A 25,003-nucleotide genomic window follows, 5' to 3' on the forward strand; every position below is an offset into this window, starting at 1 on the left:
ACGGGTGAACTCGCCAAGGCGGGCCTGGACGCGCTCCACGCCGCGTACCGGGCGGCCGAGGCGGCGGACGCCGTATACATCGGCGTCGAGCGCCGCGGACGGCGGTGGACGGCGACGCAGCCGACGGCGCGACGGCCCCACCCAATCCCATACGGCGTATTGACGCCCGCAGCCTGCGAGGACCGGCGCACCCACTGCGCATGAGCATCCTTGAGATGCTCACTCTCGACGGCCCCGCCACTGCCACAGGACTGTCGTGCCGGGTCACGAACTACTTGAGCGAGAGCTGGGAGGGCGATTGGCAGTGTGCCGGCACCATCTCCGACTGGCGAAATCTGCGGCTGACGCCGACGCAGCTCAAAGCGATCAACGACGAACTGTCAGTACCAGAACCCGACGGCACCGGCTGTCCACAGGTCAACTCATGTCCACAGCTCATTTGGTCCGCTTAGGTACGCGGTGGAACGACTATTGCGAGACCACCACGGGGGGCAGGGCTCATGACGACACCCACACCGATCGAGGAGCTGGAGGCCGCTCTCGGGGCGGCTCCGGAGCCGGCCGAGCTCTCCGGTGTCCTGGCCGCCGCCTGGGACGCCTTCGACCTGGTCGAGCGCGTGGCCGACGCGGTCACCTGGGACGGCGGCGGGGACGAGCTGGAGGCGATGATCGCGGCTCAGGCCTGTTCGGCAGGCAGCCAATTGCTGCCCCTGCCCGAGCACGGCCGGCCGAACTCGCCTGGGAGGCGGGCAGGATCGTCCATGCACTTGTCCTCGGGGGTTCGGGATCCGGGTGTCGAGGCTGCCTTCGCCGAAGCGCGCAGCTGTCTCGGTCAGCGGCGTTCGCGATCCGTGTAGCGCTGCGCTCCAGCCGCACCTCGATACCGCCACCGGACTCCGGCCCCGACTCGGCTTCATCGGCCCGCCGGAAGATCCTCGCAACCCCGGCCCTCGTGGCCTGCCAGGCGCTGGTCGCCATCGCCGCGACAATCGTCGTCGCTGCTGTCATCGCCAGCACCACATCCGGATCTGGCATCAAGTCACCCTTGAACAGGATGAGTTGGCATGCTTCACCTTGATGGCGAGGGTATCGCCCACCCCGTGCCCGCGGCTCGACAGCACGCAAAAGAGGCCTGCGAAGCACTGGGGGTCGGGGCCGCCATGGAAGAGGGCGCCACACACAGGCGGGGCGCCTTTTCGCGTCTGGGCCGCCCGACAGCTCAAGGACATGACACAGCCCTGCCTTCGAAGTGCGGTGTTCCAGCGCGGGCACCACACTTCCGCGTCGCCGGTCCGCGCGACAGCCTGCTTCCAGCCGAGGAACCTTCGCGACGGGACTGTCACATTGACGGTCGGGCTGGGATGATCTCCGGGTTGGTGGGTCCGGGGAGGGGAGCCGATCACGCCTTCCACGGCACCGTCGTACAAAGGCCACCGGTACCCGGTGGAGGTCATCTCGCACTGCGTGTGGCTGTACTTCCGCTTCCCGCTCAGCTTCCGCGAGGTCGAGGAGCTGATGCTCGAGCGCGGAGTGATCGTCTCCTACGAGACAATCCGCCGCTGGTGCCTGAAGTTCGGTCAGGCCTACGCCAACTCGTTGCGCCGGAGATGCCCCCGGCCGGGTGACAAGTGGCATCTCGACGAGGTCTGAGTGCGGCCCGCCGACCGGGCCGCACTCCATTTCACAGATGTGCTGTTGCCGGGCTTTCTGTGTGGGTCCTTCCGTAGTTTCTCGGGTCTGCTGGTGATCGCTTTCGCGGGCGCCGGTCCACTCCTGGAACGGGCGGGCGGTGTCTACGCGTCGGAGTCGGGTGAGACGATGTCCCAGGTTCCGAATCGGGCCAGGCCAGCTGACGCGGCCGCCGCCACCGAGGCGTGGTTGTCGAGCTGGCAGCGGTACTGCGGCTCGTGTTCCCGTGCGAGCGCGTGCCGGGAGATCGCGCGCACGAGGCGCCGGACGTGGCCCTTGCCCCGGTACGGCGGGAGTGTCAGCACGCCGAGGTCGGCCAGCGGCGCATCGTTCCACGGGTACATGCTCGCCACGCACACCAACTGCCCGTCTTCGAACGCCCCGTAGACCGCCCAGTGGTCCAGTTCGACGGATGCGTCGTCGAGATCCTGTTCCGACGCCGCTTCCTCGAACTGTCCGAACACGTCTGCGTCGGCCTCGGTGAGCGGGCGGATCGAGGGGGCGTCCGGTTCGCCGAGCAACGTCTCCCGGGCCTCGTCGGTGAAGTAGAAGAGGTTGTCGGCCCCGTGGAGCGGGATGCCGGACTTTTCCAGCTGCTGCCGGAAGCCCGCTTCATCGACCGGCTGCCCGCTTTCCAGGCCCACTGCCTCGGCGACCGCCGGGGTGAGCAGAACGCGCGTCTTCCCATCGGTCGTCGTGAGAATGGTGAGTCGTTCGTCCTCGTCGAGTGCGGCGTCGACAGTGACACTGAAGACGTCGTCCTCGTGGAGGAGCCGACTCGTCGGGGAGGGGATCAGCCAGAAGTCGGTGATGGCGGAAGGAAACATGGTGGGTGCTTTCTGCTCGTCGTGGTCGGGGGAGGTCAGAAGGGTTTGACGAGACTGACCGCGCGGTCGGTGACGGTGAAGCCGAGGCTCTGGTACAGACCGAGGGCGCCGGTGGGGCTTTCGGCGTCGACGTCGAGTACGGCGTGGTCGAGCCCCTCGGCCCGCAGCGCCCGCAGTACGTGGGCCAGCAGTGTGCGAGCCAGCCCCTGCCCCCGTGCCTCCCGCCGTACGCCGACGGCTGTGACGTAGCCGAACGGGCCGCCGCGCAGCGGCCACTCGTCCGGCGCCACGTCGACGAAGACGAACCCGACGACGCGTTCTCCACCGTGTGTGTCGGGGGTGACGGCGAGTACGGACAGGTCCGGGCGGAATGCTTCCAGGCGATCACCGGCGGCCCATTCGGCGGCGGTGGTCGGCTGGCTGCCCCAGTGGTCGCGGAAGGCGTCGTTCATCGCGGTCCTGGCACGCTCGTCCCACTCCGCGCTGTAGGCCACAAGCCGTACTCCTGGGACGGGCGGCTGCTCGGCGACCGGCGAGGCGAGGTCGCGTTCCAGTTCCAGCCACCACCGGGCGCGCTCGTAGCCGTGTGCTTCCAGGAGCCGGATCGCAGGGGTGGCGTGGTCCTGCGCGCTTGAGGCGAGCCACCCGGGCAGGGCGGCGTCGCTCGCCGCGAGATGCTGAAGTCCGCGGGCCTCCTGCCATGCCAGTAGCGCTGTGCCGATGCCTTCGCGGCGGCGGTCCGGAACCACCGTTCCGTCGAGCTCTACCCAGACGATCGTCTCCTGGCTCGCCGGGGCCGTGGCTGAGCCGTAGGCGACGGCCCGCCCGACGGTGTCGACGGCGATCACTGCGTCGCGCTCGGGGTCGAAGACCTCGCTCCTGAACTCCTCTTCCAGCTCATCCCGCGTCACCAGCGAGCGCGGATGGTCGATCTTTCCGGCGGCACGCGCCAGGTCGAGGATCAGGTCGATGTCGGCGGCGGTGGCAGATCTCCAGGTGAGCCCGTCACCGGCCGTGGGCAGCGCGATCGACGACGGAGCGGTCACTCGATCGCGCAGTGCGCGGAGTTTGGGGCTGGGATGTGCGGTCCCACTCACGGGGGATCCTTTCTCGGCGCCGACAGCACCCATTCCAGGACTGCTGTGGCGGTGGGCTGAAGGAGAGCGGGTAAGGGAGCTCGCGTCCCGTGGGGGATCGCCTCAGCCACAGCCAGTCTGTTCAGACTTCGCCTGCTGCTGGACTGATCGTATCGATTGAGAACTACGAAAAAAACTGATTAAGACCCACCGGCAAATGGATCATTTGAGGCGTCGGGTGGTGGGGCGGCCGTCCCAGCGGTAGCGGCTCGTCGAGCGTCGAATGAGCATGCGGAGCGTGACGAGTGCGGCGGCGAGGTAGAGGTAGAAGTCCACGACATCGCCGCTCCTCTCGGTGCAGCGCCGCAGCTTGCCGTAGTCGTTCATCCACGAGTGCGTGCGCTCCACCACCCAGCGCTTGCCGGCCTGGATCGGGGCGGGCACGCCTTTGCGGGCGATCTCGGCCGAGAATCCCAACTCGCCGATCAATACACGTGACTTGGTGCTGTCGTACCCGCGGTCGAGGTTAACGTTGACAGCCTCCGGCATCGCACCAGCCTGCTCTTTGGCCGCTGCCAGGGTGGGGCCGAGCAGCGGCGAGTCGTGCCGGTTCGCCCCGGCGGATACGATCCCGAGTGGAACCCCGCACGCGTCGGAGGCGACCGAGCGCTTCAGTCCTTGCTTGCCCCGGTCGACAGGCGAGCGCCCCGCTTTCTCTCCGCCGCACGGCGCCTTGGTGATGCAGCCGTCGACCGAGATTTCATCGAGGTCAAGGCCGATCATGCGGTCGTACGCCTCCAGGGCGATCCGGTGCAGCGCTTGTGAGATCCCCATCTGAGCCCACAGCTTGACGCGGCGTCGGATCGTGCGGTCGGAGCATCCGGGCGAGGAGATGCGCTCGTATCCGGAGCCGTGGACCAGCGCTTGGACGACGTGGTCGAACACGACGCGGTCCGGTATACGCCGCCGATGGCAGCCGAGCGGATGGTCGGGGTCAAACTCGGCCCGATCGGGCAGCAGGGCCCTGAACTGGTCCCAGGCGGGTTCAAGCAGGCATGATGGCAGCGCGGGCACAGTCGTCCTTCGCGGTCACAGAGCGTAGAGAACTCCATGATCACGCGGGCCTGTGCCCGTTCTGCTGCCACCCCTCATCGCGACCGTGCTCCACCACCTACTGCCGGTCGGTCTAAAGCTGTGCCCTGTGTGGTGATCTCGCGTTGGGTTGAAGATGGAGCGGGGTGCGTTGTGTTGGATTGTTCCGGACGAGGTGTTGGGGATCGCGGAACCACCGATCCTGCCGTCGAGAGTGTGTCTGCGGGGTGGCGGGACCTACGACACGCCGCCCACGCGGCCAACGAGCCGGAGAAGCTGGCGATGGCCATCGGAGTGACCTCGCTCGGACGCCTCGGCCAGCCCGAGGACTTGGCGGACGTGGTCGCCTTCCTTGCGGGGCCGGACGGACGATGGCTTACGGGCCAGAACATTCGTGCCAACGGAGGCGTCCTCTAGGGCGTGTATCGAATGTGCTGGTTGCCAACGCGATACTGCCGACGGACGCCCCAAAATCGCATGCGATCTTCGCCCAGTCATGCTGGGATCAATCGCTATGAATGATCATCCCCTCAACGAAGCCGACTTGATGGACAGGATGGAACGGAACCTGGCGGAACATGCCTGTCACCTGCACCGGAGTATGGCCGGTGCGACCGTCACAGATGCTGGTGACCTCCTGGTCGCGGACAGCGGCCTGGACGACGACACTTTCAACATCGTTGCTGCGGCCCGCTTCACCGCCGCCGACGCTACGGCACGTATCACCGAGACTGCTGGGACGCTGGCTCGCACCGGCCGTCGTTTCTCCTGGTGGGTGGGGCCCGCCTCGACACCACTGGACCTCACCACCCGCCTGACGGCGGCCGGTCTGCCGGCATCCGAACGCGAGACGGCGATGTGGGCCGAACTGGACGACACCCTGCCACCGCCTGCCGCCCAGGGACTGGACATCCAGAGGGTGGCCACGCCCGAACAGCTCGCCGACTACACCACGGTTCTTGCCGCGAACTGGAACCCGCCCGCCGAAACCGTCCGACGCTTCTTCGCCCAGGCCGCCCCGCAGGCACTGGCCGCGCAGTGCCCGGCCCGGTACCTGGTCGGCTACGTGGAGAACCGTCCGGTCTGCTCCGCCGAAGTGTTTCACCACGCGGGAGTCGTCGGCATCTACAACATCTCCACCCTGGCCGCCCACCGCCGACGCGGCTACGGTGGCGCCATCACGCTCGCGGCACTCCGCACGGCCCGCGACCGAGACCACCGCATCGCAGTCCTGCAGGCATCAGCCGACGGCGAGCCCGTCTACCGCCGCCTGGGGTTCCGCTCCTGCGGCCAGTTCACCGAACACGCCATCAACCCCTGAACCCCCGCACTCCAGTGGCCCTCCGCCCGCCTCTCCTGAAGGTGCTGGTCACAACCACTCGTTGATAACCGCTACGAGGACGGTGGCCTCGTAGCGGACGGCGAGCTTGTCGTATCGCGTGGCGACAGCACGATGTCTCTTGAGGCGGTTGATCCCGCACTCGACCGCATGGCGCTCGCGGTAGTCCGCCGGGTCGAAGCGCGGCGGCCGGCCGCCGCGGGGGCCGAGCTTCTGGCGGTTGCGTGCCTGGTCGGCCTTGTCCGGGATGGTACAGCGGATCCCCCGACGGCGCAGGTAGGTCCGGTTCCGACGGGAGGCGTACGCCTTGTCAGCCCGCACCCGATCGGGGCGGACGCGTGGCCGACCCGGCCCGATGCGGGGCACACGGACCTTCTCCAGCACGGGTTCGAACTGCGGTGAGTCTCCACGCTGCCCTGCCGTGACCACGATCGACATGGGCTTTTGGCCCTGCTCGACGGCCAGGTGCAGCTTGGTGGTGAACCCGCCGCGCGACCTACCCAGCCCGTGATCACGGGGCTCGATGAAGATGCCGCCCGGTGGTTCCTTTTGCAGTTCGGCCTGCTTGCGGGCCCCGGCCGCATGCTGGTGGGCGCGGCACACCGTGGAGTCGACGCTCAGGTCCCATGTGATCGCACCCTTCACATCGGCCAGGGCCTGGAGTCGGGTGAGGATCCGATGCCAGGTGCCATTCCGCTGCCATCGGCGGAACAGGTCGTAGACCCGGCCCCACGGCCCGTACTCGACAGGTACATCCCGCCATGGAACACCGGTCCGGACCCGGAACCGTATGCCGTCGATCAACTGCCGCCGAGGCCACACGGGTGGCCGCCCCGCCCTTGCACCCTTCGGCAACAACGGCTCCAGCACCGCCCACTGCTCGTCCGTGAGATCTCCCCGCCCCATAAACCATGATCATTCACAGCCCAAGATCCACTTTCGACACACGGCCTAGTTCTGCGGGCTGCCGAACCAGCGGGTCGCGGCCTGCTGGAACGGCTTAAGGTCGAGGGCTTGATCGTCTACCCAGGCCACAACGCCGTCCGGGCGGATGAGCAGGGCGTTGAATCCGAGGTCGTTGCGTGCCGTGCCGGTCGCGTACTGGATCCGGCCCTGCCAGCTCTTGGCCGCACGCTGCAGCGCGTGGTCGCCGGTGAAGTCGAGGACCACGCCCCGGCCTTGGCGCAACAGGTCACCGAGGTGAGTGCCGTCCTCGAAGTGGAAGTCGGGGGCGGTGCTGCCGACGAGCGGCTGCGCGCTGCCCAGGTCGTAGCGGCTGAACCCGGTTGTCTTCAGGTAGGCGAGGGTCGTTCCGTCCGTGGTGCTCAGCAGCTCGTGGACCAGCTGCCGCAGCGCGGGGGCATTGGGGCCGGGCTTCATGGTGGCGACCTGGGCGCGTGACCAGTCCAGGATGGCGGCGCCGACGGGGTGGCGCTCACTGGTGTAAGTGTCGAGCAGCCCTTCGGGCGCGGCGCCGTGCACGGTCGCGGCGAGCTTCCAGCCGAGGTTGGCGGCGTCACCGATGCCGAGGTTGAGCCCCTGGCCGCCGAGGGGGGAGTGGATGTGCGCGGCGTCGCCGGCGAGCAGGACGCGGCCCTTGCGGTAGGTCGTCACCTGCATCGCACGGTCCGTGAAGCTCGATGCCAGATGAACATCGGTCAGCGTCAGGTCGGTATCGGTGATGCGGCGCAGGACCTCCTGGAGGTGCTCACGGGTCAGCAGCTGGGAACGGTCGAACGTGCCGCCGTCGAAGTCCATCATGCCCAGGTGCCCCTCGAAGGGCGTACGCAGATACATGCCGTTCGGCGTCAGGTTGAAGCCGAGTGGCAGCTGCTGCGGGTCGGTGAAGGTGACGCGCGCGACGTAGCCGGTGAAGAGCGGTTCCGTGCCGACGAAGTCGAAGCCGGCGAGGCCGCGCACCGTGCTGCGGCCGCCGTCGCATCCCACCAGGTAGTGCGCCTGGTACTCCTGTCCGGCTGCCGTGACGGCGACGGACTGGTCGTCCTGCGTCACAGCCGTGACGGGAGCGCCGCGGACGATGTCCACGCCGAGCGCAATGGCACGCTCGGCCAGGACCTTGCTGACCGCTTCGAGGCTGGTCATGAAACCTTCCATCGCCGGGCTGGGCAGCCGGAACGGGAAGGCGGACACGTCGATGTCGGCCGCGTCCAGGCCCATGCCCGCGAAATGGCTCACGTCCCGGGGAGCCGGTGCCTCGATCGCGTCGGGGGCCGCGCCAACCTTCTTCGCATCGGCGTCGGAAGCGTCAATCACCGCTTCGAGCAGGCCGCGGTTATAGAACACCTCGGCCGATCCTGCGCTCAGGCCGCGCAATCCGAGCGGGAGCGCCTTGTAGGGCGAGGTGACCTCCTCGTCCCGCTCCAGGACCAGGACGGAACAGCCGCCCAGGGCGAGCTCGGTGGCCAGGAACAAACCGACCGGGCCGCCGCCTGCAATCACTACGTCACGCATGGGAGATACCTTCCTGAAAACGCACGCTGGGGACCCGGGCCGGATGGGACGGGTCAGCCGAGCCGGGTCAGGCCCTCCAGGACGATGGCGATGCCGGTGAGGAACTGCTCGCGATCGTCGTGCTCCCTTATCTGACCGACGATGGCGTGCATGAACGGGTAGTCCTCGGGAGCGAGGTCCTGCCAGGCCGTCGCCGTCGCTCCGAGAAACTCGGCACGGTTGGGCTGGACGGTCGAGGTGTCACCGTCGATGCGGGCGTTCTGGCTGACGGCCCCGAGGATGTAGTGCACAAGCGCAGAGGCGGCGTCGAACCAGGAAGCCTGTGGCACACCCAGCGCGCCCACCTGACGGCCGATCCTCTCGAAGATCCCCACCGTCACCGGGCCGAATGGCTTCCGGACGATCTGCAGAGTCAGCCGTGTCGCGAGCCACTGGTGCTCGGCGATCGCGTCGAACAGTGCCAGCGCGACGCTGCGGATCTTGTCCTCGGGCGTGGCCGCGGCCGCGGCGGGCTTGGCTGCCAGCGCAGCGGTGACGACCGTTTCCGTTGCCATGTCCAGCAGCTCGTCACGGCTGCCCACCCGGTAGTAGATCGCACCGGACCCGGTGGACAGGCGCTCGGTCAGCGCTCGAGTGGTCAGCGCGCTCTCGCCACCCGCATCGAGCAGCTCGATCGCAGCCTCGATGATCTGCTCCTGGGAGAGCACTTGGTTACGCCGCTGAGGCCGGCGGGTTCTCGTTGCCATGCCTCCACCATGACACGCTTGGAGTGTCGCACCAAATTGGTTCAGCGCTCCAACTGTTTCAGCGTGCTTTCCGAAAGTGCCCAGGCGCTTGTTCGACTGACGTCAGGTGAGGGGTGGACGGAACGGAACGACGTTGTCGGCGGCCGACTCTTCCCACTGGATGAGAACCGCGCTGGCCAGGGTCAGGTTGGTCACCAACTGGCGGAGTTCTGCGATCTCTTCTCGCTGGTTGGAGATAGTCGACTTGAGTCGGGTGACGGTTTCCCGCAGTCGCTTCTCCGTCTCTGGCATCTGCTGGGTCTCGGTGGGGCGCAGACCTCCCGTGCGGGGCGCGGTGACTCCAGCAGGGGCCTCAGTAGCTATTACACGCCTTGCGCGATTGCCTCGTCGATGAGCGCCTGGGCTTGACGCTTGGCCTGCTCCCTGTCCAGGTGCGCGAGTACGAGCTGCCCGCAGCTGCTGGGAAGGCCGGCGACCCGCGTTGGGCAGGGTTCGCCAGACGATACGGGCTCGACCCTGGCAGGCCGGTGCAGTGGGAGGTTGAGGCACTCGACCCGACCGAGCTTCAGCGCCTGGTCCTCGCTGCCGTCGCCCCGTACATCGACCAAGCCGTGCTCCGCGACCGTATCGCGGAGGAAGAACGGTAACGAAGGCAACTCTAGGCCTTCGCCGAGGGGTGGCCCCCAAACCGTCCGCCGGGCAATACAACTAGGGCGTGTCCGATGGGTGTGGGACCGCCCACCTTCCAGGCTTGAATACTGGCGATCTTCAACGCCCTTGATTAGGCTATGTGTTGCTCATTCGAGAGCCACAAGCGCTGGCGACGTGTCCGATGGGGGACAGTGCTTCAATCTCGACAGGCAATGAGCACGATGAGTCTCTAATCGTCGCAGAGCCTCAGCAGGCCATCCACAAGCGGTGGTCGAGCTGAGGCTGCCCGCCGACTGGTCGATCACCTTCATGAAGGGATCGACTGGTGAGGCTGACTTTTCCCGTTCAGGTACTTCTCACACTTCTGTCTTTCGTATCGTCGCTGCTGGTAGCGGTGGTGGCGGGGGTACTTTCGCATGAGGCTGGGGCGCCGGTAGCTGGTGCGGTGCTGTACGGCGGCGGCGCGTTCATCGGCTGGATGACGCTCTGCGTCACTGTGCTGACGGCACTCGGCCTGCTCGGGCGTCACAGCCATCCCGGCGAGTGAGGGTGCCCGGTACTCAGGAGTGCAGCCAGAGCCGGATAGCAGCGAGGGTGACGGTGCCGCCCGGATCCCCTCGGCGAGAGCGGCGAGGGCCTGCTCGCCGGCCAACCAGGCATAGAAAGAGGACCGGGCCACCTTCAGCAGCCGGCACAACAGAGCGACTCCGTGGGTGGTCTTCTCCGCCTCGATGAACGCGTACACCTCGCTCATCGATCGCTCTCCTTCGCGAAGAAGACCGCCGTTTTTCGCAGCACCCCGATCGTCTCGGCCCGCTCACGGTTCTGCCGCCGCAACCGACGCAGCTCTTCCCGCTCCGCGCTCGTCAGCTCGCCCGGCGCCCCCTGCCCGCGGTCGATCGTGTCCTGCTTGACCCAGTTCCGCAGTCCCTCGGCGCTGACCCCGATCTCCCGGGCCACCTCGGTGACCGTCTTGCCGGAAGACCGGACCAGCGCGACCGCGTCGCGCTTGAACTCCTCCGTATACCGCCTACTGCGGTTGCTCTTGCCTCCCACCTGCCACTACTTCCTCTGGAACCTCACGTCCCAGACTCCAGGTGTCCAACATCAAGGGGAAGCTTCACCAGGAGGAAGAGTGCGATCCTGGACCAGAACATCCAGCGAGCGGCGCTCTCATACTCTCGCGAGTAACTGTCGACCATGCCAACACGGCGCCACTCATGACGCTTTGCAGGCAATGGCACGAGAGCCGCGCCATGGACCGCTGGCGATCACCGGAGGCTGAGGGCGGTATCTTCTGCGGCATGGATCCGCTCACGTTCGATGACGAGGACTTGCACCTGCGCGTGGACCGCGGGATGTTCGAACGGTTCAATCTGAACAGCCCTATACGCACCTTCCGCGTTCCGTTGCGCCGGCTCGGGGCATTGGTGCACGACAAGAAGCCTCACAGGCCGGGCCAGTTGTTCGTCGCCATCGTGCGTGATCCGAGCTCCGCGCTCTACTGCACCGCTCGGTTCGACTTCAGGTTCGCCGGCTCGGAGGTCGTCCAGGTGCCGCCCGGCGACGAGCCTTTGTTACGCGCCTGCTTCAGCCAGGTGGCCGTGCTCGCCGGCCGGCGGGTGGTCTGAGATGGAATCAAAGGTGTTCGAACACGACGACGTACATATGCGGGTCGATCACGGGATCTTCGAGCTGTTCCGGCGGAATCGCATCATCGGTTCCTACCGGTCCCCACTGAGCTGGGTGAAGATTCGCGCGGAGGCGCGCAAGGGCGGGCTGACCCGGCTGCACTTCGGCAACGTCGAGCAGCTCGACGAACCGATCTACGCGAGCACAACGAGCTCCAGGCATCTGCTCGCCACCGTCGAGATCCCCAGCACCGACGAGCCCCTCTACCGCGCCTTCTTCACTGAACTCGCCCACCTGTCCGACCGCCCGATCGCCCCGTAGCGCGCGGGCAGACCTCCGCCTGAGATCCTCGGTGCGGCCCGTGCGTTGCGGGCCCCGTGGGTCACTCACCCGTCCCGCCCTCCGTGAAGGGTCCAAGTCGGGGGACTCCTTCCCTATTGCTCTGGCACCGAGTCGATAGCGGCCTGCACCGTCTCAAGCAGCCGGGCCAGGCCGGTCGGGCCGCCCCACTCCGCAGCGGAGTGATGCCATATATGGCGGATCCCCCGCTCTTCCGGCCGGCCGTGGCAGATCTCGACGCTTCTCCTCCCTTTGCGGTCCGGGCCCGTGACACGGCACCTCTATCTCGTCGGCGAGTCCGAGCCGACCGTCGCGAGCACCGCGCAGCTTGCCGCGGCCGCCGCCCGCCGCACGACCGCAGACCGGGCGTGCGGCGAATGCGGGCCCGCCCCGACCAGCCCTGCACCCCGTGGGGCGACACCGGCCGCGCACTGTGCCAGACCTGCGTACACATCGAGCGCCTCCGCACCGCCCAGCGCCAGGCCACCGAACGGCGAGCCCATGTCCAGCAACAGGCCGCCGAGCTCCTGGGCCAGGACCTCAGTGTCCTCCACATCACCTACACCGACCGCGGCACCACCGATTCCGGCCGGCGCCGCCCACCCTCAGCCGCACACGTGACCGCACTCGCCCCCGAGGGGCGGGCGGTGGCCTCCTGGTGGCGCCCCAGGATCATCAGGGGCCACACGCTGGTGGTGAGGGTGTCGATGGCCGGGGTGCGTACGGTGATGAACGCGGAGTGGTAGGCGAGGCGCTCCTCGTCGCTGCGCGCCGGGTCACCGGGTCCGGGCGGTACCGGAGGAGGCGTGGTGGCGAAGTGCTGTCGGCCCTGTCAGGTGGTCACCGGCCATGCCCCGCGGGCAGGGTCCTCGCCGGCAGGCGTGCTCCCTTCGTGCAAGTCCCGCTCATCCATGCCTGACTGCGGGCGGCGCCGCCCGCGCCAGGACCGTGGCCCGTCACCACTTGAGAGCCTCCGCCCGGGCGTCGTAGAGCCCGTACCCGGCCACAGGCGCAGCCGGACCGGCCGGGGGCTCGTCTTCGGTGGCGTCCTGCGCGTCCTGGTCGAGGTCGTCGAGGCTGTCCTCTCCCGCTCCCGCGGCTGACCGGCTCAGTTCCGGCGCCTAGGTCTGGAGGTTCTGCCAGGTGCGGTCGTTGAACGGGTGGTGGGCCCACCTGGGCCTGGGAGCCGACGGCAGGACGATCTGCTGCACCGATGCCAACGGCGTCGCGATCGTGGCGATTCAGGCACTTCACCGCCAACTCACAGACCTTCAGGCTGAGGTCAGGGAACTCCGGGCGCAGAAGGTTGAACCGGCAGCTCACGCACCTGGTGCGGAGACCCCGCGGGTCTGACCATCGCAACCGCTGGGCCTGGCTGTGGCCGGGTGCAGCGGTTGCGGATGGCAGACGCTGCTCGGCACAGGCGGGGCGGCTGCACGAGATGCGCACCGCCGCACTGCCCCGGCCGGCGCGTCCATCCGCCGTGCCGGATCGTGCGCGGCAGATGGGCCCACCGTACGCGGCACGGGAAGCGAAGACCGGTGAACTCGCCCGGCGGACCCGCAGCCGGGGCACACCGCCCCTGCGGGTCTCCGCGCGGACCTCGACCCAGTGCGGAGGGGCCCGGTACGACCCGATGACGGGGTTGCGTCGGAACACCTCGAAGATTGCGTGGTCGACCCGCATGTGCACGGTGTCGTGTTCGAAGACCACCGGTTCCGCATCAGACCGCCGGCCGGTCGGCGAGCCGCGCCACCTCGGTGAGGTAGGCGCGGAACAACGGCTCGTCGCCGGGCGGTACCTGGAACGCGGGTGAGGTCGAGTACCGCAGGGCGAGCCGGTCGGTGTTGTAAAGGGCGGCCTGCGGATCGCGGACCACGCCGAAGTACAGTGTGCCGGGCCGGTCTGGCTTCTTGTAGTGCAGCGACACCCCGAGCCAGCGCAGCGGGACACGGAACGTGTGCGCCGAACTGTCCAGGTTGAACAGCTCGAACACCCCCCGGTCCACACGCGCATGCAGGTTCTCGTAGTCGAACGTGAACGGTTCCATGGGGAGAAGGTACCCACCTGGTCCAGAGCCCCTCCAGAGCCCCTCCTCCTGGGCTTCAGAGGAACACCACTCCCACCACGGCCGTCGCCACGAGCACGACCATCGCCAGGACATGGAACATCACCTCCCGCTCCTCCGAGCGCTGTTCGGCCGCGCGGTCCAGCGTGAATTCGGCCGGGTCGGCGGACGTGTAATGGACCGTCACGTCGCGGCCGTGCGCGCCGGCGGGGTCCGGGAGGTTCGACGTGCAGTAGGCCGTGACGGCCGTGCCCTCGCGGGTGGTGAACGACACGACCGGGGTGATCGTGGTCGAGGTGTGACCGTCGTCGTCGACGCTGACGTCCTTCAGGACCGCGACGACCCGTCCCGGAACGGTGTCCATCGCAGCCAGCCTCTCGATGCGGCGGTTCCTGGCGCGTACCGCCCCGGGCAGGTGAACGGCGCCGGAGACCGCCCACGTCCCGCCGAAGCCGATCAGCGCCCACGGCCACCCCCACTCGAGCGCGGCGAGGACCACCAGCCCGACGTAGACCAGGAAGACCGCGAAACCCGGCCAGCCCAGCCCACGACTCGCCTCCTTCAGTGTGTTGGAGAACCGGTAGGCGTGCGGCCTGCCCCGCGGGTGGCTGACCCCGATCTCCCGGCCCTCCCACGCACAGGTGATCATCTCGCCCCGCTCACCGTCGTTCGTCACGGTGACCTCATGACCCGAGGCCGGGTCAAGGTAGGAGACGACCACCGATATCCCGCCCTTCCGGGACCCGCCGTGCCGCGGCTCCCGCACCCGCTCGATCCGCCCAGTGAGCCGGACCGTCCGCTGCGCCTTCGTCACCCCGGCCAGCGACCGGACGAACCCGACCAACGCCACCACACCCCACACCGCACACCACAGCACCAGAAACTCGTCCCACCCCATGCGCCCCTCCTCCTCCCGTTCCGGTCAACTGCCGCTGCGCCGCAGAACTTTGCCCCGCGCGTCCGCCTCCAGCATTCCCGTGCCCCCGCCGCCGGTCACCATGACACGGAGCGTGAGCGAGCCGGTGACGCCGTCGGCGGTGAGCTGCCAGCTCTGCGGGGAGTCGACGCCGAGGGTGGTCCTGGCCTCCTCGACCAGGCCGGGGACGCGATCGTAGGGCAGGGACCTCGGGTCGAACGCGGCGGTCGTCGCGCCGGTGGGGGAGAAGACGACCGTCAGCAGGCCGTCCTGCACGACGACGGTGAGCGCCTGACGCTCGTCCGCGCCCTGCGTCAACGACTCGACGGCCTTGCGTAGTTCGCCCTCGTCGAGCATCGACTGGCCCGGACCAAGGGTGACCGTGCCCCTCGCCGACGTCACGACGCTCGTGGACGACGACGACGAGGAGACGGACGGCCTTGGGGCGCCGCTGTCGCCCTCGTGGGAGTCGAACAGATCGGCACGGAACAGCACGAGCACGGCGACCGCGCCGAGCAGCAGCCCGAGGAGAGTGAGGAGCCCACCGAAACAGCCCCCCGTGGGATCGCTCTTCATGGCAGGACCGGGCACCGAATCCACCTGGCCCACGGCCGCCCGCTCCTCCCACTGCGGCGTCGGCCGCTTCACGATCCGTGTCTTCCACGGTCGGTCCGGCGGATACTCCACCACCACGACCCCGCGCACCCGGTAGTCGGGCAGCTCGACGAGGTTGACGTCCTGCCGTATCTCGACGCGGAACGCGGGCGCGTCGTCCGGCGCGACGGACAGCTCGAACCGCACCGGCACATCGCTGGTCTCACCCCCGACGGCTTCCAGGCTCTCGATCACCGCGAGCGCCGTACGCGGCACGACGGCCGCCTCACGGGCCCGGCGCGGCAGAGTGGCGAGGAAGAAGACCAGCCCGTAGACCGCAGGCAGGACCAGACCCGTGACGATCAGCGGCGCCCTCTCGACGATGCAACCGCCGATGAAGACGGTCAGCGACGCCCCGATCACACCACCCGTCAGGAACCCCAGGGCGAGGTCGGCAGGCGTGTTGTGCGTGGGCGGCGCGCCCGCGGCGATCGTCATGAGGCTGATTGTGCACATCCTAGACTTCGAGCCAGACCGCGTGATCCGTTGCCAGCACACTGTCCTCGGCGGAGGCGCTGCCGAGGAGGACGGCGGAGTGGTCAGGCAGTGGGTACGGGGTGGCGGAGAGGTTGACCACGCAGACGAAGCCGGGGTCGCGGCGGAAGGCGAGGACGCCGGGTGGCGCGTCCAGCCAGGTCATGGTGCCGTCGCCGAGGGCGGGGTGTGCGCGGCGCAGGCGCAGGGCGGTGCGGTACAGCTCCAGAATGGAGGTCTGGTCGCCGGTCTGTGCCTCGACAGTGAGCTCGTTCCAGTTGGCGGGCTGGGGCAGCCAGGGCGTGGTGGTGGCGTTGTCGGGGCTGAAGCCGAACGGCGCGTGCTGCCCGGACCAGGGGATGGGCACCCGGCAGCCGTCGCGGCCGGTGTCGGTGTGTCCGGAGCGTTCCCAGATGGGGTCCTGCAGGACGTCCTCGGGCAGGTCTTCGACTTCGGGGAGGCCGAGTTCCTCGCCCTGGTAGATGTAGGCGCCGCCGGGGAGGGCAAGGGTGAGGAGGGTGGCGGCGCGGGCGCGGCGTGTGCCCAGGGCCAGGTCGAGAGGGCCGCCGGGTTCGTAGCGCTCGCCGGCGGCCCAGCGTTTGGCGGCGTTTCGGCCGTAGCGGCTGGGGTGGCGCATGACGTCGTGGTTGGAGAGGACCCAGGTGGCGGGTGCGCCGACGGCGCCGAGCATGGCGAGGGAGTCGTCGATGACCGTGCGCAGCTCCTTCGCGTCCCAGCCGGCCATGAGGAAGTCGAAGTTGAAGGCGGTGTGCAGGGCGTCCTTGCGGACGTAGGCGGCGAGGCGCTCCGGGGTGTCCGCCCAGGCTTCGGCGACGAAGCACCGGTCACCCTCGAACTCGTCGGCGACCTTGCGCCAGGTGCGGAAGATGTCGTGGACGTCGTCGCGGTCCCAGTGCGGGTGATCGGTGTGCTGCCGGGGCTGCTGGCGGTCCGGGTCGGGGCGGGGTGGCAGATCGGGCAGTTCGGGGTCTTTGACGAGGCCGTGGACTCTGCTGCGCAATTCCTGGGTCAGGCTGTGAGTCGGTAGGCGAGGCGTTCGAGCCGGCTGCTGCGGGTGTGATGCTGGTCGTGTCCGGTCCAGTGGGCGTCGAGTCTGATCACGTTGAGTGCGGTGGCGGAGAAGGCGTGTTGGAGGCGGACTTTCGGTAGCCCGCGGTAGCGGGCCCGGCGTATGCCGGTGATGTCGAGGGCTTGATTGATAGTGCCTTCCACACCCGCTCGCAGGGCGTACTTGGCCTTCCACGTCTCGGTCTTCTGCTCGGCGCGGGCCTGGGTGAGGGCTTCTTCTGGCTCTCTGGGGCGCAGGGTGAGCATGCGGCGGCCTTTCGCGGAGCTGGTGCATTGGTCGCGGAAGGGGCAGGGGCGGCAGGTGCGGACGCCGAAGGTGATGACGATCGCGTCCGTTCCGTGCTGTTTCACGGGGTTCCAGTGCGCGCTGGTCTTGCCGGCGGGGCAGCGGACCTGGCGGGCCCTCCAGTCGATGATGAAGGCGCTCTTGTCGAAGCCGGCGTGGGCCTTGGCCTGGGCGGAATGATCCAGCAGAACCGGGGTGACCATACGGGTGCCCTGTTTCAGCGCGGCGGCGATGAGGTCGGCGGATGGATAGCCGGAGTCGAGGTAGTGCTCGGCGGGCCTGATGCCGTGCTCGGCCAGGCGCTGTTGGACCGGGGCGGTCGCTTTCACATCGGGCACGGTGGCATCGGTGGTGCACACGTCCGTGATCAGATTCGGTGCCGCCCGGACACCGGCTTCGGCTTCGGCTTCGGCTTCGGCTTCGGTGGGAGTGTCGCAGGTCTCGGTGAGATGGACCTTGTAGCCCATCCAGAACAGGCCCTCGCCCTTGGCCGCCCAGCGTGCGTCCGCGTCGTAGGGGGAGGCGAGGCGGCGATGACCGGGCGGGACACCCTCGTCGTCGGCGGCCCGCTTCTTGATCACCTCCCGTCCCCTGGTGTCGGTGCTCAGGTAGTACGTCTGGACGAGGATCTGCCGCAGGATCTGTACGGACTCGATCTCACGGATCCATGGGGGTGTGCCGGGTGACCAGGCCGCCCGGCACAACGCCAGCGCGTCCTGGCCGAAGACCTGCGCGAGCCGGTCGCGTTTCGTCTGCGAGGCGGGCATGCGCCAGCCGTCCACCCGCGGCCCGTACCGGTGAGCGAACTCGGCGACATCGACCTGCCCGGCCAGCCACGACGGCGCCGCGACAGCCAGGGCCTCCAGCGCCGCCCGCACACTCTCCCCGGCCAGCTCGAGGCGGTTCAAGTCCCGCACCGCACTGATCACATGGGTGGAATCGGTCCGCTGCCTGCCCCCGGCCGCGACCAGCCCCTCCTCCACGCAGTACTCAAGGAGACGGTCGAAGACCACCCGTTCCATGCCGTTGTCGGACAGGCGGGAACGGAACCGGCTCAGCACACTGGCATCGAAGCCGGTGTCCGTCAGCTCCGCCCCGAGCGCGTACTTCCAGTCGATCGCCCGCACCGCCATCGCCGCGGCCTGCCGATCGGTCAGATCCTCGGCGAACTGCAACACCGTGACCAGGCACAACACCCCCGGAGACAAACCCGGAGCCCCACGCACCCCGAACGCCGACGCGAACGGCTCGTCCGCGAAAACCTCCGCGAGCCGGTCTCGCACCCGTATCGCCAGGCTCCCCTGCGGGAACGCCGCCCGCGCCACCATCACGGTCTGCTCCGGGACTTCCGGCAGCCCCTCCGGCCGCATCGACATCCACACCACCCCCACGGCCGCACGACAGGACAACGACCGTACAGACGATCATCCCGTGCCCACCTTCACCCCCGCACGGAATTGCGCAGCAGAGTCGCCGTGGGCGACGTTGATGCGGAAGCCGTCCACGCCCCGACTGAACCAGAACCGCAGGACGGCTTCGAACTCGGCGTGGACGTCGGGGTGGTTCCAGTTGAGGTCGGGCTGCTCGGGGGCGAACAGGTGCAGGTACCAGTCGCCGTCGGGCAGCCGGGTCCAGGCCGGGCCGCCGAATTCGGAGACCCAGTTGTTGGGCGGCTGGGTGCTGTCGGGGCCGCGGCCGGGCCGGAAGATGTATCGCTCCCGCTCCGGGCTGCCGGGGCCCGAGGCCAGGGCTGCCTGGAACCAGGCGTGCTGGTCGGAGGTGTGGTTCGGGACGATGTCGGGGATGACGCGGATCCCGTGCCGGTGTGCCTCCGCGATGAGCAGCTCGGCCTCGGCCACGGTGCCGAACAGTTCATCGATTGCGCGGTAGTCGGCTACGTCGTAACCGTGGTCGGCCATCGGCGACTTGTACCAGGGGTTGATCCAGATGGCGTCCACGCCGAGCGACTTGAGATATGGCCGGCGGGAGCGGATGCCGACGATGTCGCCGACGCCGTCGCCGTTGTGGTCGGCGAAACTGCGGATGTAGACCTGGTAGATGACGGCGCTGCGCCACCACGGTGGGGTACTGGGAACGGACATGCGGCTGTTTGCTCCTTGGACGCGGGGGTGTTGGGCGGCTGCTTTGCCGCGCCCAGCGGTCAGTCCGGCGACGAAGCGGCGCTGAAAGAGCAGCACCATGATCACCAGAGGGATGGTGCCAGGGCCCCTGCCGTCATCTGGCTGCCGGAAGGGGTCTCGAACCGGGTGGCGCCGGCGAACGTGGAGATGGCGGCCGACGCTGTCTGCATGCCGGGCTGGTTCGTCATCGACAGAGCGATGAGAAACCCGTTCCAGGCCGCGGTGAAGGTGGTGATCGCGGTGGTGAAGATGCCCGGTGCGGCGAGCGGGATGATCACCTTGCGGAACGCCTCTCGGGTGGTCCGGGCGGCTGCAACAACCGGTCGCCGGGTTGTTCGCCGGGCCTCCGTCAGCCGCAGCCCGCCAGCGTATTGACGCCGGGCTTGGCCAGTGGTGTCAGGCCGTAGAAGATCCGTGGCGAGCCGTCGAGCGTGAGTGTCACCTGGCCCCGGGCCGATGACAGCTGCAGGCTGCGGCCGATGGCGTCCAGCTGGCGTACGGCGTTGCCGGCAGTGACCGTGAGGAGGGTCTTGGTCGGCCATGGGTCGATCCAGACCTCGGGGGCGGGGAAGTGCCAGTCGGTGCGCCGGCCGGAGGTGTTCAGCAAGTAGCCGTCGGCCCGGTTCCACAGGACGACCGCCGGGCCGTCGGGTGTGTCGAACCACAGGCCGAAGGTCTGCGGGTCGGGGAAGGTCAGCCAGCCCTGGAAGGTGGCCTGATCGAGTACGCGGGCCGCGGTCGCGTACGCCAGGAGCGACGGCTTCGGGCTGAGGTCGCGGTTCATCAGCCCGTAGTGGTACTCGACGTTGTCCGGATCGGCGACCTGCGGCATGCCCAGCACGCTGTCGTGGAACTGGTACCAGCACACGCAGGTGATGCCTTCGGCTTTCGCCAGTGCCAGGCTGAGCAGGACGTTCTCGGCGGCGTGCCGGTAGGTGTCGTGCCACCAGCTGTTCGGCTTGGTCGGCGCGTAGGCCTCGGTCAGCCAGACCTCCTTCTCGCCGTGCTGCGCCATCAGCGTCTTCAGTTGCTTCAGTCCGCCGTAGAAGTTCCAGTACGTACCTTCGGGGCCGGTGCTCCAGTCGGTGCCCGGAGGTACGTAGTCCGGAGTGAAGTTGCCGCGGCCGGGGTGATAGGCGAACGCGTCGATCAGGTCCCAGCCGCCGGCGGCGATGAAGGTCTCCACCCAGGGTTTGTCCATCCCGGCGAGTCCGTTGTTCATCAGCTTGACGGCGGCGCCGGTCGCAGCCCGTCGGTCGAAGACCGGGCGCAGCGCCTTGTCCAGGTAGGTCTGGGCGGCTGCTCCGGTGTTGAACGGCCGGTTCAGTTCGTTGCCGACCTCGAAGTAGCCGGCTCCGGCCCCTTGCGCCACGGTCAGTTTGTCGGCCGCCCAGGCTGCAGCCTCGGTGTCGGTCGCGTCGAGTGACGGTTGGAGTTCGATGTTGTGGCGGATGCCACGTGCGTCGAACGCTGAGGGCGGCAAGCCCGGGCCGCCGTCGTAGGCGATGCGGACCAGTGCGATGCCGACCCGCTGCCAGAGGTCGAGTACGGCGTCGGCGCTCGGCCGCTGCAGCCACGGGTAGTTGGCGATCCCGAACATGCTGTCCGCGCCGGCCTGGTAGGTGAACGGTGGCAGGGTAGCGAGGTTGGTCCGGGCGAAGGCCTCGTCGTCTGCGGACCGTACGACGACCTCGGCGAGCGCGATGCCGGCGGCCGGCGCGGGCACGATGAAGGTGTGCTGCCAGGTGCCCGCCGCGGCGATGCTGCCGGTCACGGTGGTGGCGGCCAGTTGCGCGCCGTCGAAGTCGCGTACCGACAGCTGCAGTTCGACCGGGCGTGCGGTGCCGCCGTTGGCGACCAGGGCGGTGAGCTGCATCGGCTCGCCGGGGACCTGGTAGAGGTTGAAGTCGCGGTCGGTGGTCAGCTCGAGGCCGAGTTCGCGGCCGCGGCCGATGGTGGCTGTGGCCGACGGCCTGGTGTCGGAGAAGAAGAAGTCGGCCCGGCTGGTCCACCCGCCGGCCGGGTCGGCCGTTCCTGGTGCGTGGACCCAGGTCGCGTTCGTCCAGGCCTGGCGTGAGCGTTCCAGCAGGAACAGTCCGTGCCGGCTGCCCCAGGTCGAGGTGTGTGCGACGCCGACGGTTTCCTCGTAGGGGATGCCGCCGCCGGCGTCGCGGACCCATTCGGTGATCGCGATGTAGTCGTCGGGCGCGGTCGGCGTCTGGATCGCCCGGCTGAACAGGAAGCCGTCCGGCACCAGGGTGTCCGCGCCGGTGATCCGCCACTCCAGCCGGGCGTGCTCGGTGGTGACGCTGAACCAGCCGGTGACGGTGGCCTGCCCGGCGGCCGCGTCGAAGGCGTAGTCCATCCGGATCGCCGGTGTTCCGTCCCGCAGGGTGGCCAGTGCGGGGGTGCCGCCGGTCGACAGGTGGATGCCGGTGAGCTGGTCCTTGATCTGGAACTTCGACCCGGCGCTGCGGGTGACACCGGCCGCGTCGCGTATGGCGAGTCGGCCGCCGATGCCGGCCAGCAGGCTGATCCCGCCGGCGGTCAGGGTGACATCGCCGTCCGCGGCGAGGGCCGTCACGGGGGTGGGCTCGGCGATCAGTACGACGCCGGCCGCGAGCGCCGCGCCGAGAAGACCGCGACGGCTGAGGTGGGCGCCTTCGGCAGGTGGGGTCGTCATCGTCTGCTCCTGTCTGGCCGCGAACTGTCGTGATAATGCCTATCTTCAACGTCGTGACACGGACGGTCTCAACCGAACAATGCGATAGTCAAGGGGTATTGCGCTCTTGTTTCCAGCGGTTTAATGTCGCCGACGTCTGTTGAAGTTACGCATTATCACCGGAGGATCGATGCCAACGAAGCCGCGCCGGGTCACCCAGCGCGAAATCGCCGAGATCGCGGGAGTCAGCCAGACCACCGTCTCGGTGGTGCTGAACGACCGCGACGGCACGAACGTGCGTATCCCGGAAGAGACCCGGGCGCGGGTCAAGCGGGCGCTTGAGCAGGCCACCTACGTCGCCGATCCGGCGGCCCGCCGGCTGGCCGGTCTGGACAACCAGATCATCGGCGTCTTCACCTACGAGGAAGCCCTGTCGCCGGAGAGCCTGGACTTCTACGGCCCGCTGCTGAACGGGATCGAACGTGCGGCCGAGGCGATCGGCTGGGACCTGCTGTTCTTCACGTCCTCGCCGGTCGAGAACGGCACCCGCAGTCTGTTCCATCGCAAGACCCGGCTGCGGCTCACCGACGGCTGCATCCTGCTCGGCCAGCAGATGGTCGGTTCCGAGCTGGAACGGCTGGTCGCCGAGCAGTTCCCGTTCGTCGCGGTCGGCCGCAGGGACGAGACGGCCGCGGCCGTGCCGTACGTCGGCGTCGACTATGTCACTCCGGCGGACGCCGTGATCGACCTGGCTGCGAACAGCGGACACCGCCAGGCCTTGTATGTGCACCGCGGCCGCGACACCGCCACTGCGCGGGACCGGCGCGGCGCGGTCGAGGCCGCCTCGGCGGCGGGCCGCATGGCGTTCATGCTGGTGGGTGAGGAGCGCGTCGCCGAGCTGCCCCGGCTGGCCCGGGCCACGGAGGCCACGCTGATCATCGCCGAGGACGCCTTCCTCACCGAGGATGTCATCCTCTCGCTCGTCGGTGCCAGGGTGGACGTGCCAGGCGAGATCTCGGTCGCCGCGTTCGGTGAGGTCCGTGGTCATCGCACCGACGGACGGGTGCTGACGGGCTTTCGCGTGCCACGCAAAAAGGTCGCCGCCGAAGCGCTCGAGCTGCTGCAGCAGCTGGTCACCACCGACCCGCAGGAGTGGGCCGATCTGGACACCCAGCGGCTCCTGGCAGCCGAGGTCGAAGCGGGCGACACCATTGTCGCCCGGTCGGCAGGCCTGTCGTGAACAAGATCGCCACAGAGGTGGCGGTCATCGGCGGCGGTCTCGGATCGGTAGCAGCCGCTCTCGCCCTGCTGCAGCGCGGACACCGCGTGGTGATGACCGAGGAGTACCCGTGGCTGGGCGGCCAGCTGACGTCGCAGGCGGTGCCACCGGACGAGCACATCTGGGTGGAGCAGTTCGGCGTAACCGCCCGCTACCGGAGGCTGCGGGAGAACATCCGTCGCTACTACCGGGACCACTACCCGCTGTCGGCGGCGGCCCGCGAGGACCGTGAACTCAACCCAGGGCGCGGCCGGGTGAGCCGGCTGTGCCACGAGCCGCGAGTGGCGCTCGCAGTGATCGACGCTCTCCTCGCGCCGTATCGGGCGAGCGGCCGGCTGACCATCCTGCAGCCCGCGGTCCCGGTCGGGGCCGAGAGCGTGGACGGGGTGGTCCGCACGGTCACGGTCGCGGATCCGCAGACCGGGGCACAGAGCGTGATCACGGCGGAGTTCGTGCTGGACGGCACCGAGACCGGTGACCTGCTGCCGCTGACCGGCACCGAGTACGTCGTCGGCGCCGAGGCACGGTCCGACACCGGTGAGCCGAGCGCTCCCGACGTCGCCGACCCGGCCAACGTGCAGTCGATCGCGTGGTGCTTCGTCTTCGACCACACCGCCGGGGACCACACGATCGCCCGGCCCGACGACTACGACGACTGGCGCTCGTTCGAACTGCCCTACTGGGGCGCGCCGATGCTGTCGTTCACCGCGCCCAATCCGCGCACCCTGGTGCCGGAGCAGCGCACCATGATCGTAAATCCGGAGCAGGACGTCTCCGGTGATCCGCGGTTCGACGCCGGCGATCAGGACCTGTGGCAGTTCCGGCGGATCGCCGCCCGGCAGACCTTCACCGACGGCCTGTACGACAGCGACATCGTGCTGGCCAACTGGCCCCAGCTGGACTACGTCGGCGGCTCGATCATCGACACCGACGAACGACTGCACCATCTGGCCGCGGCGAAGGCGCAGTCCCGGGCCTACGTCCACTGGCTGCAGACCGAGGCGCCCCGGCCCGACGGCGGCCGAGGGTGGCCGGGACTGCGGCTGCGCGGGGACCTGGTGGGAACCGACGACGGCTTCGCGCAGGCTCCGTACATCCGGGAATCCCGCCGGATCAAGGCGCTGACCACCGTCCGCGAGCAGGACATCTCGATCACATCCCGCGGGTCCGGCGGGCCGGCCCGGTTCGACACATCCGTCGGGGTGGGGATGTACCGGATCGACCTGCACCCCTCGACCGGCGGCGACAACTACATCGACGTCGAGTCGGCGCCGTTCGAGATCCCGCTGGGCGCCCTGGTCCCGGTCCGGACCCAGAACCTGATCCCCGCCGCCAAGAACATCGGCACCACCCACATCACCAACGGCGCCTACCGACTCCACCCGGTCGAATGGAACGTCGGTGAGTCCGCGGGCGAGCTCACCGCGTTCTGCCTCGACCGCGGACTGAGCCCGCAGCAGGTCGCCGCCGAACCCGCACTCGTCGATCAGCTTCAACGTCGCCTGGTCGAGGCCGGCGTCGAACTCCACTGGCCCGAGGTCGTCGGCTACTGAGCCGGACAGATCGCGTCG

24 protein-coding genes and 5 pseudogenes are annotated in these 25,003 nt (G+C 68.7%); 12 read left to right on the forward strand and 17 right to left on the reverse strand.

Annotated features, from left to right (window positions below):
• Positions 1–200 precede the first annotated feature (200 nt).
• The 3 genes and pseudogenes from OG611_RS26625 to OG611_RS26635 all read left to right on the forward strand — a co-directional run.
• Positions 201–452: a hypothetical protein gene (locus OG611_RS26625; protein ID WP_266424807.1), complete on the forward strand. Its 252-nt coding sequence runs from the start codon at positions 201–203 to the stop codon at positions 450–452.
• A 48-nt stretch (positions 453–500) separates the two neighbouring features.
• Positions 501–857, forward strand: a complete 357-nt coding sequence (locus tag OG611_RS26630; protein ID WP_266424808.1) for a hypothetical protein — start codon at positions 501–503, stop codon at positions 855–857.
• 541 nt (positions 858–1,398) lie between these two features.
• Positions 1,399–1,647 (forward strand): annotated as a pseudogene (locus OG611_RS26635) (IS6 family transposase); the annotation flags it as partial.
• Positions 1,648–1,793: 146 nt separating this feature from the next.
• Here the strand turns inward: OG611_RS26635 and OG611_RS26640 are convergent.
• The 3 genes from OG611_RS26640 to OG611_RS26650 all read right to left on the reverse strand — a co-directional run bounded on the left by OG611_RS26640 (position 1,794) and on the right by OG611_RS26650 (position 4,666).
• Positions 1,794–2,516 carry a GNAT family N-acetyltransferase gene (locus OG611_RS26640; protein WP_266424810.1) on the reverse strand — a complete coding sequence of 241 codons (723 nt, stop codon included), beginning with the start codon at positions 2,514–2,516 and terminating at the stop codon, positions 1,794–1,796.
• A gap of 35 nt (positions 2,517–2,551) precedes the next feature.
• A complete protein-coding gene (locus tag OG611_RS26645; protein ID WP_266424812.1) occupies positions 2,552–3,613 on the reverse strand; it encodes a GNAT family N-acetyltransferase in 1,062 nt (353 codons plus the stop codon).
• 201 nt (positions 3,614–3,814) lie between these two features.
• Positions 3,815–4,666: an IS5 family transposase gene (locus OG611_RS26650; RefSeq protein ID WP_266424814.1), complete on the reverse strand. Its 852-nt coding sequence runs from the start codon at positions 4,664–4,666 to the stop codon at positions 3,815–3,817.
• Positions 4,667–4,820: 154 nt separating this feature from the next.
• Between OG611_RS26650 and OG611_RS26655 the strand changes: the two are divergent.
• From OG611_RS26655 to OG611_RS26665, 3 genes and pseudogenes are all read left to right on the forward strand, one after another.
• Positions 4,821–4,934: pseudogene (locus OG611_RS26655) on the forward strand (IS5/IS1182 family transposase); the annotation flags it as partial.
• A gap of 8 nt (positions 4,935–4,942) precedes the next feature.
• Positions 4,943–5,101, forward strand: a pseudogene (locus tag OG611_RS26660) (SDR family oxidoreductase); the annotation flags it as partial.
• Positions 5,102–5,240: 139 nt separating this feature from the next.
• Positions 5,241–6,005 (forward strand): GNAT family N-acetyltransferase, encoded by a 765-nt coding sequence (locus OG611_RS26665; RefSeq protein WP_266424816.1) that lies wholly within the window; start codon positions 5,241–5,243, stop codon positions 6,003–6,005.
• Between the two features lie 48 nt (positions 6,006–6,053).
• On the opposite strand, the gene OG611_RS26670 is transcribed toward OG611_RS26665, so the two are convergent.
• The 4 genes from OG611_RS26670 to OG611_RS26685 all read right to left on the reverse strand — a co-directional run bounded on the left by OG611_RS26670 (position 6,054) and on the right by OG611_RS26685 (position 9,532).
• Positions 6,054–6,929 carry an IS5 family transposase gene (locus tag OG611_RS26670; RefSeq protein WP_266424818.1) on the reverse strand — a complete coding sequence of 292 codons (876 nt, stop codon included), beginning with the start codon at positions 6,927–6,929 and terminating at the stop codon, positions 6,054–6,056.
• 45 nt (positions 6,930–6,974) lie between these two features.
• Complete coding sequence (locus tag OG611_RS26675; protein WP_266424820.1) at positions 6,975–8,495, reverse strand: FAD-dependent oxidoreductase; 1,521 nt, start codon at positions 8,493–8,495, stop codon at positions 6,975–6,977.
• 53 nt (positions 8,496–8,548) lie between these two features.
• On the reverse strand, positions 8,549–9,241 hold the full coding sequence (locus OG611_RS26680) for a TetR/AcrR family transcriptional regulator (protein WP_266424822.1): 693 nt from the start codon (positions 9,239–9,241) through the stop codon (positions 8,549–8,551).
• A 102-nt stretch (positions 9,242–9,343) separates the two neighbouring features.
• The gene (locus tag OG611_RS26685; RefSeq protein WP_323180238.1) at positions 9,344–9,532 is read right to left on the reverse strand and encodes a hypothetical protein; all 189 of its coding nucleotides are present in this window, start codon (positions 9,530–9,532) and stop codon (positions 9,344–9,346) included.
• Between the two features lie 113 nt (positions 9,533–9,645).
• On the opposite strand from OG611_RS26685, the gene OG611_RS26690 reads away from it, so the two are divergent.
• On the forward strand, positions 9,646–9,888 hold the full coding sequence (locus OG611_RS26690) for a hypothetical protein (RefSeq protein WP_266426324.1): 243 nt from the start codon (positions 9,646–9,648) through the stop codon (positions 9,886–9,888).
• A gap of 311 nt (positions 9,889–10,199) precedes the next feature.
• On the opposite strand, the gene OG611_RS26695 is transcribed toward OG611_RS26690, so the two are convergent.
• Both OG611_RS26695 and OG611_RS26700 read right to left on the reverse strand, forming a co-directional pair.
• Positions 10,200–10,646: a hypothetical protein gene (locus tag OG611_RS26695; RefSeq protein WP_266424824.1), complete on the reverse strand. Its 447-nt coding sequence runs from the start codon at positions 10,644–10,646 to the stop codon at positions 10,200–10,202.
• Positions 10,643–10,948, reverse strand: coding sequence for a transposase (locus tag OG611_RS26700; protein ID WP_266424826.1), 306 nt, complete (start codon positions 10,946–10,948; stop codon positions 10,643–10,645). The genes OG611_RS26695 and OG611_RS26700 overlap by 4 nt, the downstream gene beginning before the upstream one ends.
• A gap of 248 nt (positions 10,949–11,196) precedes the next feature.
• Between OG611_RS26700 and OG611_RS26705 the strand changes: the two genes are divergently transcribed.
• From OG611_RS26705 to OG611_RS26715, 3 genes are all read left to right on the forward strand, one after another.
• The gene (locus tag OG611_RS26705) at positions 11,197–11,523 is read left to right on the forward strand and encodes a hypothetical protein (RefSeq protein WP_266424828.1); all 327 of its coding nucleotides are present in this window, start codon (positions 11,197–11,199) and stop codon (positions 11,521–11,523) included.
• Positions 11,524–11,536: 13 nt separating this feature from the next.
• Complete coding sequence (locus OG611_RS26710) at positions 11,537–11,845, forward strand: hypothetical protein (protein ID WP_266424830.1); 309 nt, start codon at positions 11,537–11,539, stop codon at positions 11,843–11,845.
• A 395-nt stretch (positions 11,846–12,240) separates the two neighbouring features.
• Positions 12,241–12,609, forward strand: a complete 369-nt coding sequence (locus OG611_RS26715; protein ID WP_266424832.1) for a hypothetical protein — start codon at positions 12,241–12,243, stop codon at positions 12,607–12,609.
• A gap of 977 nt (positions 12,610–13,586) precedes the next feature.
• On the opposite strand, the gene OG611_RS26720 is transcribed toward OG611_RS26715, so the two are convergent.
• The 8 genes and pseudogenes from OG611_RS26720 to OG611_RS26755 form a co-directional block, all read right to left on the reverse strand.
• Positions 13,587–13,913, reverse strand: coding sequence for a hypothetical protein (locus tag OG611_RS26720; protein ID WP_266424834.1), 327 nt, complete (start codon positions 13,911–13,913; stop codon positions 13,587–13,589).
• A gap of 55 nt (positions 13,914–13,968) precedes the next feature.
• Entirely contained in the window at positions 13,969–14,829 is an 861-nt protein-coding gene (locus OG611_RS26725) for a DUF3592 domain-containing protein (protein WP_266424836.1), read from the reverse strand.
• 24 nt (positions 14,830–14,853) lie between these two features.
• Positions 14,854–15,939, reverse strand: a complete 1,086-nt coding sequence (locus OG611_RS26730) for a hypothetical protein (RefSeq protein WP_266424838.1) — start codon at positions 15,937–15,939, stop codon at positions 14,854–14,856.
• A gap of 19 nt (positions 15,940–15,958) precedes the next feature.
• Positions 15,959–16,981 (reverse strand): annotated as a pseudogene (locus tag OG611_RS26735) (alpha-amylase family glycosyl hydrolase); the annotation flags it as partial.
• Positions 16,982–17,004: 23 nt separating this feature from the next.
• On the reverse strand, positions 17,005–18,726 hold the full coding sequence (locus OG611_RS26740; protein ID WP_266422212.1) for an IS1182 family transposase: 1,722 nt from the start codon (positions 18,724–18,726) through the stop codon (positions 17,005–17,007).
• A 96-nt stretch (positions 18,727–18,822) separates the two neighbouring features.
• Positions 18,823–19,452, reverse strand: a pseudogene (locus tag OG611_RS26745) (alpha-amylase family glycosyl hydrolase); the annotation flags it as partial.
• Between the two features lie 101 nt (positions 19,453–19,553).
• Positions 19,554–19,769 carry an ABC transporter permease subunit gene (locus OG611_RS26750; RefSeq protein WP_266424840.1) on the reverse strand — a complete coding sequence of 72 codons (216 nt, stop codon included), beginning with the start codon at positions 19,767–19,769 and terminating at the stop codon, positions 19,554–19,556.
• A gap of 71 nt (positions 19,770–19,840) precedes the next feature.
• Positions 19,841–22,174, reverse strand: coding sequence for a hypothetical protein (locus tag OG611_RS26755; protein WP_266424843.1), 2,334 nt, complete (start codon positions 22,172–22,174; stop codon positions 19,841–19,843).
• A 169-nt stretch (positions 22,175–22,343) separates the two neighbouring features.
• On the opposite strand from OG611_RS26755, the gene OG611_RS26760 reads away from it, so the two are divergent.
• Both OG611_RS26760 and OG611_RS26765 read left to right on the forward strand, forming a co-directional pair.
• On the forward strand, positions 22,344–23,393 hold the full coding sequence (locus tag OG611_RS26760; RefSeq protein WP_266424846.1) for a LacI family DNA-binding transcriptional regulator: 1,050 nt from the start codon (positions 22,344–22,346) through the stop codon (positions 23,391–23,393).
• A gap of 5 nt (positions 23,394–23,398) precedes the next feature.
• Positions 23,399–24,985 (forward strand): FAD-dependent oxidoreductase, encoded by a 1,587-nt coding sequence (locus tag OG611_RS26765; RefSeq protein WP_266426255.1) that lies wholly within the window; start codon positions 23,399–23,401, stop codon positions 24,983–24,985.
• The last annotated feature ends 18 nt before the right edge of the window (positions 24,986–25,003 follow it).

It is taken from the genome of Streptomyces sp. NBC_01363 (genome assembly GCF_026340595.1).
Taxonomy (GTDB): Bacteria; Actinomycetota; Actinomycetes; order Streptomycetales; family Streptomycetaceae; genus Streptomyces.